The organism is Wenzhouxiangella sp. XN24 (genome assembly GCF_011064545.1).
In the GTDB taxonomy this organism is placed as follows: domain Bacteria; phylum Pseudomonadota; class Gammaproteobacteria; order Steroidobacterales; family XN24; genus XN24.
On sequence record NZ_JAAMFG010000037.1, the window covers coordinates 109933 to 121696 of the forward strand.

The window sequence follows — 11764 nt, forward strand, 5'->3', positions numbered from 1 at the left end:
CGGGATCAGCCCAGGTAACGATCCTTGAGGCGCACGTAGTGCGCGGACGAGTAGCGCAACATCTCGCGCTCCTCCTCCGACAGGTCACGCACCCGCCGCGCAGGGCTGCCGCGGTAAAGGCCACCGCCCGCCAGCCGCTTGCCCGGCGGCACCAGGCTCCCCGCCGCGAGAAACACCTCGTCCTCGAGCACGGCGCCGTCGAGCACCGTCGAACTCATGCCGAGCAGGCAACGGTCGCCGATGGTGCAGGCATGGAGCATGACGCGATGCCCCACCGTCACGTCCTCGCCTATCACCAGCGGCAGGCCGCCGGGCGAATAAGGCCCGTCGTGGGTGACGTGGAGCACGCTGCCGTCCTGGATATTGCTGCGGGCGCCGATATGAATGCTGTTCACGTCGCCGCGCGCCACCACCATCGGCCACAGGGAGGCATCATCCCCGATGACGACGCGGCCGATGACGACGGCGGCCGGGTCCACCCAGGCACGCATCCCGATCTGTGGCCGATCATTGCCGAAGGGGCGGACGTTCACGAGCGCGGGCCACGCAGCGTCACGAGTTCCTCGGCCGTCGTGGGGTGAATCGCCACGGTATCGTCGAAGTCGCGCTTCGTAGCGCCCATGCGGATGGCGACCGCGAAGCCCTGCAGCATTTCGTCGGCGCCATGTCCGATCACGTGACAGCCGACGATGCGCTCGTCGTCTCCGACGGTGATCAGCTTGACCGCCGCCGGCACCTTGTGCTCCGTGAGCGCGTGGTACATCGGCGTGAACCGGCCCTCGAAAACCCGCAGGGCATCGCCGTGCAGCGCGTGCGCCTCCGGCTCCGACAGGCCCACCGTCCCGATCGGGGGATGGCTGAAGATCACGGTCGGGATGCAGTCGTAATCCAGCCGGCGATCCTTCATGCCGCCGAACAGCCGGTCGGCGAGCCGCCGCCCGGCGGCGATCGCCACCGGCGTCAGGGCGACGCGCCCCGTCACGTCGCCGATCGCATGAATGCCTTCGACATTCGTGGCCTGCCACTCGTCCACCGGGATGAAACCGAATTCGTCCGTGCGCACGCCGACACGCTCCAGCCCGAGTTCCGCGACATTCGGCAGGCGCCCCACCGCCCACAGCAGGGCGTCGAAGCCGCCAAAGCGACGCCCGTCGACCGTCAGCAGCTCCAGGCCGTCGTCCTTGCGACAGACCGCGGCCGGCACCGCCCCGGTCTCGATCCCGATGCCGTCGCGGCGCATCTGGTCCATGAGCGTCTCGCGGAGCATCGGGTCGAAGTCGCGCAACACGCCATCGTGGCGCACGGCGATCGTGACCTCCGAACCGAGCGCCCGGAACACCCCGCCGATCTCGACGGCGACGTAGCCGCTGCCGACCACCAGCACCCGCGCAGGCCGCGCATCCAGCGCGAAGAACTCGTCCGACGTGATGCCGAGTTCGGCTCCCTCGATATCCGGCACGATCGGGCGTCCGCCGGTGGCGATGATGACGTGCTTCGCGACGTAGCTCCGGCCATCGACCTCCACGCCACCCTCGGCATCGAAGGAGGCCCGGCCGCGCAGCAGTGTCACGTCGCGCTTGTCGAGATTGCCTGCGTAGATGCCGTTGAGGCGCTCGATATACGCATCGCGGCGCTTTTTCAGCGCGCCCCAGTCATGTCCTTCGAGACCCACGCTGAAACCGTAGCCGGGCGCGTCCGCGATGGCCTGGGCGATCCCCGCCGCGTTCCACATGAGCTTCTTGGGAACGCAGCCCACGTTGACGCAGGTGCCGCCGAGCGCCCCGAGTTCGGCCACCGCCGCCCGTGCGCCGTAATCTGCGGCGCGCTGGGCCGCGGCGAGCCCGCCGCTGCCGCCGCCGATGACGAACAAGTCGAATTCCGGATTGTCGGACATCTGGTACTCCCGAGAAAACGAACCCATTGTAAACGCCCCGGCCACCGGCCGGTCACGGCCGGCGCCCCGGTCGACCGTGCTAAAATCCGGCGCCGCAGGAAGCGCCCACGGAGCATCCATGGACAATCCGCTGTTGCACGAGACCGGCTTGCCGGCTTTCTCCAGGATCCGGCCCGCACATGTCGAACCGGCCATCCGGACCGTGATCGAGAGGAGCCGCGCGCAGGTCGAGGAGATCCTCGCAGCCGCCCAGCCGCCTCGCTGGGACAACCTCGTCATGCCGCTGGAGGCGATGGAGCATCGCCTCGCCCGCGCCTGGGCGCCCGTCGGCCACCTGAACGCCGTGCACAACACGGCGGCGCTGCGCGAAGCCTACAACGCCTGCCTGCCGATACTCTCGGATTTCGGCAGTGAACTGGGCCAGCACGAGGGCCTGTTTCGTGCCTATGAACGCGTGCTCGCGGAGCAGGGCCCGGAACTCGCGCCCGGGCAGCGCAAGATTCTCGAGGATGCGTTGCGTGATTTCCGTCTCGCCGGCGTCGCCCTGCCGCCTGCCGAGCGTGCCCGCTTTCGCGCCATCATGCAGGAGCTTTCCATGCTCGGCGCCCGTTTCGAGGAGCACCTTCTCGACGCCACCCAGGCGTGGCGGCTGGAAGTCCATGATCCCGCCAGGCTCGACGGCTTGCCCGAGGACGCGCGCACCCGCGCACGGGAGGCGGCGCAGAGTCGGGGCCTCGACGGCTGGGCGCTGACGCTCGATTTTCCCGCGTACCACGCGGTGATGAGCCACGCCACCGACCGGGAACTGCGCCGCGAGTTCTATACGGCATGGGTGACGCGGGCATCGGAGTGCGGCCCGACCGCCGGGCGCTTCGACAACGGACCCGTCATGGAGGAGATCCTGCGCCTGCGCCACGAGGCCGCGCGAATCCTGGGTTTCGAGGATTACGCCGAGCTGTCGCTCGCTACCAAGATGGCGCCCTCCGTGGCCGAGGTGCGGACCTTTCTCGAGGACCTGGCGCGACGCAGCCGCAAGGCGGCCCTCGCCGAGATGGAGGCCATCCGGCAGTTCGCCGGGCAGCCGCTGGAGGCCTGGGATATCGCCTTCTGGTCGGAGCGCCTGCGCGAGCATGCCTACGAGGTCTCCGACGAAGAACTGCGGCCCTATTTTCCGGCGGATCGCGTGATGCAGGGCCTGTTCGAGACGGCGGGCGAACTGTTCGACATCCGCATCGTGCCCGGCGGCAAGGTCGACACCTGGCACGACGACGTCGAATTCTTCCGCATCGAGAACGCCGACGGCAGCGTGCTCGGGCACCTGTACACGGACCTGTACGCGCGCGAGCAGAAGCGGGGCGGCGCGTGGATGGACGAATGCGTCGGCCGGGCGCGACTGGCGGGCATCGAGGCGCTGCCCGTCGCCTTCCTGGTGTGCAACTTCATGCCGCCGACCGGCACGCGGCCGGGGCTGCTCAGCCACGACGACGTGGTGACGCTGTTCCATGAATTCGGACACTGCCTGCACCACCTGCTGACCCGGGTGGACTGGCCGAGCGCCGCAGGGATCAACGGCGTCGCCTGGGACGCGGTCGAGCTGCCGAGCCAGTTCCTGGAGAATTTCGCCTGGCATCCGACGGTCATCGAGCGGCTCTCCGGGCACTTCGAAAGCGGCGCGCCCTTGCCCCGCGAGATGCTCGAACGGCTGATCGCGAGCCGCAATTTCCAGTCGGCCATGCAGATGCTGCGCCAGGTCGAGTTCGCGCTGTTCGACATCCGGCTGCATGGACGCGCCCCCGTGGATGCCGCGGGGGTGGTCGCCGAGCTGGAGGCGGTGCGGCGCGAGATCGCGGTCGTGCCCTATCCCGGGTTCAACCGCTTCGCGCACGGCTTTTCGCATATTTTCGGCGGCGGCTACGCGGCCGGGTACTACAGCTACAAGTGGGCCGAAGTGCTTTCCGCGGACGCCTTCAGCCTGTTCGAGGAACGCGGCGTGATGGACCCGGAGGCCGGGCGCCGTTTCCGCGAATGCATCCTCGAGGTCGGCGGCAGCGTCGATGCCCTCGAGGCCTTCATCGCGTTCCGCGGCCGCCCGCCGGAGCCGGAGCCCCTGCTGCGGCTTTCCGGCATCGGTACCGACACGCTGTCGGCGGCCTGAGCCCGTGCGCATCGCCAGCTGGAACGTGAACTCCCTCAAGGTGCGCCTGCCGCAGGTGCTCGACTGGCTCGCCGCGCATTCGCCCGACGTGCTCGGGCTGCAGGAAACCAAGCTCATCGACACGGCCTTCCCGATCGACGCGATCCGGGAGGCCGGCTACGAGGTCAGTTTCAGCGGCCAGCCCACCTACAACGGCGTCGCATTGCTGTCCCGGGCGCCACAGAGCGACGTCGTCACGGGCCTGAACGCCCACGAGGACCCGCAACGGCGCGTGCTGGGCGCCACGGTCGACGGCGTGCGGGTGTTGAACCTCTACGTGCCCAACGGCCAGTCCGTGGACAGCGAAAAATACCTCTACAAGCTCGGCTGGCTGGACAAGCTGCGCGCGACCCTCGAAGAGGAGCTGGCACGTCACTCGCGGGTCGTCGTGATGGGCGATTTCAACATCGCACCCGACGACCGGGACGTGCACGATCCGGCGGAATGGGCCGGCAAGGTGCTTTGCAGCGAGCCGGAACGCGAGGCGCTGGAGCGGATCCTCGCTCTCGGCTTCGTGGACACCTTCCGGCTGTTCGACCAGGAAGACGGCATCTACAGCTGGTGGGATTACCGCGCCGGCGGGTTCCGCCGCAAGCGGGGGCTGCGCATCGACCTCGTGCTGGCGAGCGAGACGCTCGCACCCGCATGCCGGGCCTCGTGGGTGGATATCGAGCCGCGGCGGAACGAGCGCCCCTCGGATCACGCGCCCGCCGTCGCCGATTTCGAGATGCCGTAGAAGGCCCGCAAGGCGAATCCAGGCTGCAACTCCGGGGCGAAATGGTGCCGGATGAGCCCTCGGTGGGCCGATGTGACGACCATCACAGAACGCCCCCGCCGACATAGCATAAGGACCAGCGGTCTAATAGACTCAGAAAATGGAAGCCACGGAAAACAAGGGCCGCGTGCTGATGCTCCGTGACCGGCGGAGCGATCACGACGTCACCAACTCGGTGCTCGTGACGACCTGGGAGCCGGTGTGGGAGACGATCCACGACAGCTTCACGCGCCTTTATCCCGGCATGCCGTTGCGCGTGCTGCGCCAGGCGTTCGAGGATTTCGACGACCTGTTCCGGGGGCGCATGCAAGGCTACCTCGGCTGCGACACCGTCTATCACGACATCCAGCACACGCTCGACATGACCCTCGCGCTGGCCCGCCTCATCCAGGGCCACGAGGCGTCGGTGGCGTCGGCCGACCGGCTCGGCGCCCCCCGCGCCATCCTCGGCGTGATCACTTCGCTGTTCCACGACAGCGGCTATATCCGGCACACGGGCGACGAAGTGCACCGCAATGGCGCGGAATTCACCCGCTCACACGTCAGCCGCAGCGCCCAGTTTCTCGACCGCTACCTGAACCAGATCGGTCTCGGCGCGGCCTCCGGCATCGCCCGCCAGGTGGTGCACTACACCGGTTACGAGGTGCGCCTCGACCAGATCCGCGTCGTCACGGAGAAGGACCGCAAGCTCGGCCACATGATGGGCACGGCCGACCTGCTCGCACAGATGGCCGACCGCTGCTACCTGGAAAAATGCCGTGACCGGCTCTACCCGGAGTTCGTGCTGGGCGGCATCGCGGTCTGGCGCGACCCCTCCGGGCGCATCATCACCCGGTATCGCTCGGGACTCGACCTGCTGCGACAGACCCCGGCATTCTTCCGCCAGGTCTGCGAACCCCGGCTCGAACGCTCTTTCGAAGGCGCCTACCGCTACATGGACGCGGTGTTCGAAGGGCGCAACCCGTACATGGTCGCGATCGAGCGCAATCTCTTCTATCTCGAGCGCGTCCTGGAGGGCGAGCGCTGGCCGCTGCTCCGCCGGCGCCCCCCTTGCGAACTCGCCGAGCAGAACGCGCTCGAGAAGATTCGCAACATGGTCGCCGACCAGCTCAAGAGCTTCCGCGCCGAAGCGGCCTGAGGCCGGCCGGTTCCACCCGACCGGCTCCGGCCCGGAGCCTCCAGCGGATCCTCAGTCGTCGTCGTCGCCCCCGGCGTTCTCCATCTCGACCTCTTCCGCCGCAATCACCGTCTCGGCGAGCTGTGCGCCTTCGACTTCCACGAGGTCGTCAAGCTGTAACTCGCTGAAAAACTGGGCCGAGGTGACGTCGCCAGTGCGGCCCTGGAACTCCGTGTCCGCATCCGTCTGGATGGTCACCCCGAGCATCGTGAAGTTCGGTGCGGCGATCTCGCTGACGAAAGCCGTCAGGTCCACCCCGCCATCGTCATCGTCCTCGCGCTCGATCCTCGTGGCGAGCACGTCGGCGACCGCCGAGTCGATCGGGTGCGCCGCGATAGCCAGGCGGTCCCCCACCTGGATGTCTTCCGGGCGGAAAGGAAAGGCCATCGCGCTGCTGAAGTCTTCCAGCTTGGTCTGCGCATCCAGCTGGACCCGGATGCCCAACAGGGTGATCACGCTGTTCGGCCCGTCGACTCCCGAGACGGTGGCGTTGATCTCGATCGGACTGTCTTCGTCATCGAACTCTATCTTCAGGGCGGTGAGCGTGCCGTCCGCTGCCACCACGCCGAAGACCTCGACCTTGCGGTCGAGTGCCAGGTCGGCCACGGTACCATCCTCGTACACCGTGTCGGCGTCGGTCAGGACGCGGATGCCCCCGACATCGAAGTCCGACGGGGAAGCGAACCTGGAGATGTAGCCCTCCACTTCGACGCCGCAATCGTCGTCGTCGCTGCAGAAGCGGCGCAGGAAGTTGCCCTCGAAATCGACTTCGCCGGCCTGCAGCACGCTGTTCTGGAACAAGTCGCCCTCGACGTCCACCAGGTCGCCGTCGCTGAGCCCGCCGGCCGGGAAATCATCGAGTTGGGCGGCGCTGTAATCGACGAGCAGGTCGTTGATCCGGAAGGTCGAGGCCGCCGTGTCGAGATCCGCCACGAGTCCCCGGACCTCGAAATCGCCGTCGTCTTCATCGCGCTCGATCCGGGTCGCCTGGATACGCCCGTCCGCGCTGATCAGGCCGTCTACTTCGACGCGCATGCCGTTGGCCACGCCTTCCAGGTTGCGCGGGAGGAAACCATCGCCGAAAGACGTGTTGGTGCTGACATCGATCGCCTGGCCCAGCACGACGAGCACGCCGGCTGCCACGTCGATCGACTCCACCGGGCCCTCGACGACGCTGTCCGTGCGAATGGTGCGGGCGGTACCGTTTACACCGTCCTCATCGCGATCACCTTCGAGCTCCACCACGTCGCCGACACGCAGGTCGCTCGCCGAAGCAGGAACGCCCGCAACCAGGATGTCCGCAGACGTCGTGTCGTAGCGGACGCCGTTGACGACGACACTCCCGAAGGACGTGATCACTCCGTAAGCCAGTCCGCCGGCGTCGATGCCGAACACGGGAGGAACATCGCCGGAGCCGCCGCCCGAACCACCACCGGTTCCGCCGCCCGTGCCGCCGCCGGTCCCTCCGCCCGAACCGCCACCTCCGGTTGCGCCCCCCGGCGTACCGGACGAGTCGCTGCCGCCGCCGCAGGCTGCCAACAGCAGCCCGAGCGCGGCGATGCCCAGTATCTCTCTCAGTTTCACTTCGAATCCCCTCGATCTGTAGAACTGTTTTCGTGAATCCGGAAAACCCCGATTCCCATTCGGACCGCGGGCTCGTCCCCAGTGGCCTGGTGATGAGCGAGCCATCCGTCGATTTCTTCCAGGAACGCCATGGCGCGCTCCCGGACAAACAGGTCGAATGCCGCGGCCTGGTCGGCGCGCACGGCGTCATTGGTGGCCCGCGCTTCGAAGCGGGTCCGGCCCTTCGGGCGGTTTCTCAGGTTGAAAGTGACCGTTTCGCCGAGATCCTCGAGCACGCTGCCGGCACGTAGCACCGATTCGGCATCGAGCGCGGACGGCATGTAATAGCGCGTCAAGGCGCGCACCCGGTCATCCTCGATCCGCACCGCCCCGGCGCGGACCAGTTCCTTCAACATCGTCGTTTCCGGAATGTCGCAGCCGCACTGCCGATGCAGGGCCTCGAAAGACGGCGCCGGTCCTTTCAACGGCAACTCGAGCGCCTGGCCGTCGGTGCCTGCATAGGTGTTGTCCTGGTGCCAGGTTCCCAGCAAGCGGGTGGCGCCGGTGGTAGTGCGCGGATTGGCGTCGGTGGCCTTTTCAGCTTCGGACAGTTCCCGTAACCTGCGTACTTCCTTGCGCGCGATCCCGGTCAACAGCGACACGCGCGACACGTTCGTCGGCCGCCCGTTCACGCCGAACTCGGCCGTGGCCACGGCGACGAACTCCTGCTTTACGTGCTCGGCGAACTCCCGCCAGGGCACGCCGGCGTACAGCATCAACCGCGCGATCGGGCGGATCAGTTGCCGTAGCGCAGCAATCACTGCAGTCTTGAAGTTATCGTTATCCATGGCCTGCGTCGATTTGCCTCGAATTTTGTATTTGGGGCGTTTTGCCCCATTTACAACTCGGGGCCATTATGCCTGTCCGGAACGAAAGCGCAAGGGGGCGCGCCTTGAGCACATCAGACCCGGAACCCGCGAGCGGCGACGGGCGCCCGGAAGAACATGTCGTGCGCGGCATGATCGCGGCTTTGGCGGCCTTTTTCATGTTCACGGTCATGAACGTGTTCGCCAAGCTCCTGAGCGAGAACCATTCCGTCATCGAGATCGCCTTCTACCGGAACCTGATCGCCAGCCTGCCCTTCCTCTTCATGGTGTTCGTGCTGGGGCGCCGCGAAATCCTGGTGATCCGCAGCAAGCCGTCGCTGGTGGGATTGCGCGCGGTGCTCGGGGCCGGCTCCCTGGTGACGACCTTCGCCGCCTTTTCGCTCATGCCCATGGCGGAAACCACCGTACTGCTGTTCACCGCGTCGTTGTTCATCCCGGTGCTGGGGGTGTTCTTCCTCGGTGAGCGGGTCGGACCCTGGCGCTGGTCGGCCGTGGTGATCGGTTTCGCCGGGGTGGTGGTGATGGCGGGCCCTGCGGGCCAGGCCAACATGCTCGGCGTGGCCGTCGCGCTGACCGCGGCCTTCATGCACGCCACGCTGCAGATCATCCTGCGATACCTGGGCCGCTTCGAAAGTCCCGAGACGGTCACCTTCTATTTCATGGTCATCGGCACGCTGGTGATGGCGCTGCCCTTGCCGTTCGTCGCCGTGACGCCGACCCTGGCCGAGGTGCCGCTGCTGTTCGGCGTGGGCCTGTCCGGCGCGCTGGCCCAGTGGTTGCTGTCCACCGCGTTTCGCAATGCGCCGGCGGCGATCGTGACGGTGTTCAACTACAGCGGCATCGTCTGGGCCACCCTGTTCGGCTGGCTGATCTGGAACGACTGGCCGTTGCCCTCCGTGCTGGCGGGCGCCGCCATCGTGATCGCCTCGAATGCCCTGATCATCTGGCGCGAAAGCCGGCGCCGCGCGCTCACGGGCGCGCGGGTCCGGGCGAAATTCTGATCCCTGGAGTCCATCGAAATGCGCTTGACCCGATCCCTGTCCCGCCGTCCGCGCCTGTTGCCAATGCTGTGCGTGGCAGCCGTCCTGATGCCGATGACGGCGAGTGCCGAGCCGGCCGCCCTGAGCTGGGAGAACATCTGCCGCACCGTCGTCTGCCGGGCCACGGGACACGACGGCGTGATGGATGCGCGCATATCGCCCGACGGGGCTTACGTCGCCGTGGCGGTGGACACGCCGGACAGGCAGGGCATTCACCTGCTGTCACGCGACACGGGTGACCTGTCGCCATGGGTGAACGGCACGTCTCCGCGATGGTTCGCCGACGGCCGGCGAATCGTCTACGTCAGCGACGGCGACGTCTGGGTCATCGGCCTCGCCGGGGACAAGCCCGTGCGCCTGACGAACGACGAACACGACGCCAGGGCCCCGCGACCCTCTCCCGACGGCAGGCACATCGCGTTCTACAGTTCTCGCTCCGGGCACCAGGATCTCTGGCTGGTCGCCAGCGACGGCTCCGGCGAGCCCCGGCAGCTGACCCGGGAATCCATGGCGCCCGCGGAGATCCGGCTGGGACACGCATGGTCGCCGGACGGCAAGACGATTGCCTACTATTCGAACACGGCCGATTACTGGAGCGATGATCTCTGGATCGTGGATGTCGAGTCCGGGGAGGCGCGCCAGTTATCCGAGGACGTGATGGGCAGCGGGACACCCGCCTGGTCGCCCGACGGTTCCCATATCGCCGTTTTCGGCATCGCCAAGGACGAAATCTGGTACGGGGACCTGTCCGACCTGTACGTGATCGAGGCCGCCTCCGGCGACGAGCGCCGGGTCGGGATGCAGGTTCACGCGATGGACATCGACCAGCCGCGATGGTCCGGGGACGGCTCGGAACTGTTCTTCCCGCGTCATGCGCGCGGCGAGGTGGACCTGTGGCGCGTGCCGGCCGCCGGTGGCGTCGCCACGCGGCTGAGCAACATGGGCGGCCTGGTCAACGGCTTCGACGCCACGGCGGACGCCGGTGAGTTCATCTTCGTGCGCTCCACGCCGACGCGCGGCCGCGAAGTGGACTGGCTGCCGCAGGCCGGCGGCGTCGCCGCGCAGCTGACGTCGGTCGCGACCGACTGGGACGGCGTGAAGGCGCCCGAGGTGATCAGCTATCGCAGCCGCGACGGGCACTACATCCAGGCCTTCGTATTCACTCCGCCGGGCTTCTCGCCCGGGACCAGGTATCCCGCGCTCGTGCAGGTTCATGGCGGCGGCACCAATTCCTACTACAACGGCCTGAACCTCGTGGAGCAACGCCTGGCCCAGCAGGGTTATGTCGTCATGGCCATCAACTACCGCGGGGGTTCGGGTTTCGGCCGGGCCTTCCAGGACATGGCCGTCCATGACTGGGCGAACGGCCAGGCGCAGGATGCCGCGGCCGCTGCCGATTTCATCCGCGCGCAGCCCTGGTCCAGCGGCAAGGTGGGCATCTACGGCTACAGCTACGGGGGCATCATGAGCCTGGCCGCGGTCACCCGTGCGCCCGAGGCCTTCGACGCAGCCGTGCCCATGGCGGGCATCTACGACTGGGCCGACGCCTACGAGACGGCCGACCGGCTGGGCCGGATGTTCACCCGCGCCGGCCATGGTGGTTCTCCCGAGGAACGCCCCGATGCCTATGGCCGCAGCAACTCGCTCGCGCGCATCGAGCAGGTCGAGACGCCGATCCTGCTCATGCACGGCGAAGCGGATGCACGCGCGCCCTTCCGCCAGTTCGAACTGGTGGTCGAGGCCCTGGCGCGCCACGACAAGGTGTTCGAAAGCCGCAGCTTTCCCGGGCAACCACACCGCTTCCGCGATCCGGCGTCGCGCGTGGAGCTCTACACACGGCTGGAGGCGTGGATGGACCGCTGGTTGAAGTGACGCGCCTGCCTTGGGAGTGGTCATGATTCTCCCCTGCTTGTTGCCCCGTCGTGCGGTACCGGTTGCGGACTGCTAAGTTCAAGGTAGTCACCTGGCCCGTTCGATTCCTGAATACATCGGGAGGACATGACATGCAGAAGTTGCTGTTCGCATCCTTTGAATCCGAAGACGCCCTGAAGGCCGTCAAGCATGAGCTAACGACCGCGACCATCGCCGGATTCCCGCGGGAGAAAATTCTCGCCAACGAAGAGAAGAAAGAGATCCGGGTCATCACCACGGCGGCGACGGAAGCCGAAGTCCGAAAAATCCTTAAGGAACATCACCCAAGGGAGTTTAGGGAAGAAGAGTGGAAGGGGTGACCT

10 protein-coding genes are annotated in these 11764 nt (G+C 67.2%); 6 read left to right on the plus strand and 4 right to left on the minus strand.

All coding sequences use genetic code 11. From position 1 onward, the window contains the following. Positions 1-5: 5 nt before the first annotated feature. Complete coding sequence (locus G6032_RS15040; RefSeq protein ID WP_165283061.1) at positions 6-491, minus strand: gamma carbonic anhydrase family protein; 486 nt, start codon at positions 489-491, stop codon at positions 6-8. A gap of 38 nt (positions 492-529) precedes the next feature. Next, entirely contained in the window at positions 530-1894 is a 1365-nt protein-coding gene (gene gorA, locus G6032_RS15045) for a glutathione-disulfide reductase (RefSeq protein WP_165282985.1), read from the minus strand. A 118-nt stretch (positions 1895-2012) separates the two neighbouring features. On the opposite strand from gorA, the gene G6032_RS15050 reads away from it, so the two are divergent. From G6032_RS15050 to G6032_RS15060, 3 genes are all read left to right on the plus strand, one after another. Then, entirely contained in the window at positions 2013-4049 is a 2037-nt protein-coding gene (locus G6032_RS15050) for a M3 family metallopeptidase (protein WP_165282986.1), read from the plus strand. 4 nt (positions 4050-4053) lie between these two features. Next, entirely contained in the window at positions 4054-4824 is a 771-nt protein-coding gene (xth, locus tag G6032_RS15055; RefSeq protein ID WP_165282987.1) for an exodeoxyribonuclease III, read from the plus strand. Positions 4825-4963: 139 nt separating this feature from the next. After that, a complete protein-coding gene (locus G6032_RS15060) occupies positions 4964-6001 on the plus strand; it encodes a hypothetical protein (protein ID WP_165282988.1) in 1038 nt (345 codons plus the stop codon). Between the two features lie 51 nt (positions 6002-6052). Here G6032_RS15060 and G6032_RS15065 read toward each other — a convergent pair whose 3' ends face one another. After that, positions 6053-7624: a DUF5666 domain-containing protein gene (locus G6032_RS15065; RefSeq protein ID WP_165282989.1), complete on the minus strand. Its 1572-nt coding sequence runs from the start codon at positions 7622-7624 to the stop codon at positions 6053-6055. Then, positions 7621-8451: a DUF6502 family protein gene (locus G6032_RS15070; RefSeq protein WP_165282990.1), complete on the minus strand. Its 831-nt coding sequence runs from the start codon at positions 8449-8451 to the stop codon at positions 7621-7623. Before G6032_RS15070 ends, G6032_RS15065 begins: the two co-directional genes overlap by 4 nt. 104 nt (positions 8452-8555) lie before the next feature. On the opposite strand from G6032_RS15070, the gene G6032_RS15075 reads away from it, so the two are divergent. The 3 genes from G6032_RS15075 to G6032_RS15085 all read left to right on the plus strand — a co-directional run bounded on the left by G6032_RS15075 (position 8556) and on the right by G6032_RS15085 (position 11761). Then, complete coding sequence (locus tag G6032_RS15075) at positions 8556-9491, plus strand: DMT family transporter (protein ID WP_165282991.1); 936 nt, start codon at positions 8556-8558, stop codon at positions 9489-9491. A gap of 18 nt (positions 9492-9509) precedes the next feature. Next, the gene (locus G6032_RS15080; RefSeq protein WP_165282992.1) at positions 9510-11402 is read left to right on the plus strand and encodes a S9 family peptidase; all 1893 of its coding nucleotides are present in this window, start codon (positions 9510-9512) and stop codon (positions 11400-11402) included. A gap of 131 nt (positions 11403-11533) precedes the next feature. Beyond that, entirely contained in the window at positions 11534-11761 is a 228-nt protein-coding gene (locus G6032_RS15085) for a hypothetical protein (RefSeq protein WP_165282993.1), read from the plus strand. Positions 11762-11764: the final 3 nt, after the last annotated feature.

What these genes read in the sequence shown, in the direction of transcription:
- G6032_RS15040 (WP_165283061.1), bottom strand. Translation starts at nt 491, where the DNA reads ATGCGTGCCTGGGTGGACCCGGCCGCCGTCGTCATCGGCCGCGTCGTC.
- gorA (WP_165282985.1), bottom strand. Translation starts at nt 1,894, where the DNA reads ATGTCCGACAATCCGGAATTCGACTTGTTCGTCATCGGCGGCGGCAGC.
- G6032_RS15050 (WP_165282986.1), top strand. Translation starts at nt 2,013, where the DNA reads ATGGACAATCCGCTGTTGCACGAGACCGGCTTGCCGGCTTTCTCCAGG.
- G6032_RS15060 (WP_165282988.1), top strand. Translation starts at nt 4,964, where the DNA reads ATGGAAGCCACGGAAAACAAGGGCCGCGTGCTGATGCTCCGTGACCGG.
- G6032_RS15070 (WP_165282990.1), bottom strand. Translation starts at nt 8,451, where the DNA reads ATGGATAACGATAACTTCAAGACTGCAGTGATTGCTGCGCTACGGCAA.
- G6032_RS15080 (WP_165282992.1), top strand. Translation starts at nt 9,510, where the DNA reads ATGCGCTTGACCCGATCCCTGTCCCGCCGTCCGCGCCTGTTGCCAATG.
- G6032_RS15085 (WP_165282993.1), top strand. Translation starts at nt 11,534, where the DNA reads ATGCAGAAGTTGCTGTTCGCATCCTTTGAATCCGAAGACGCCCTGAAG.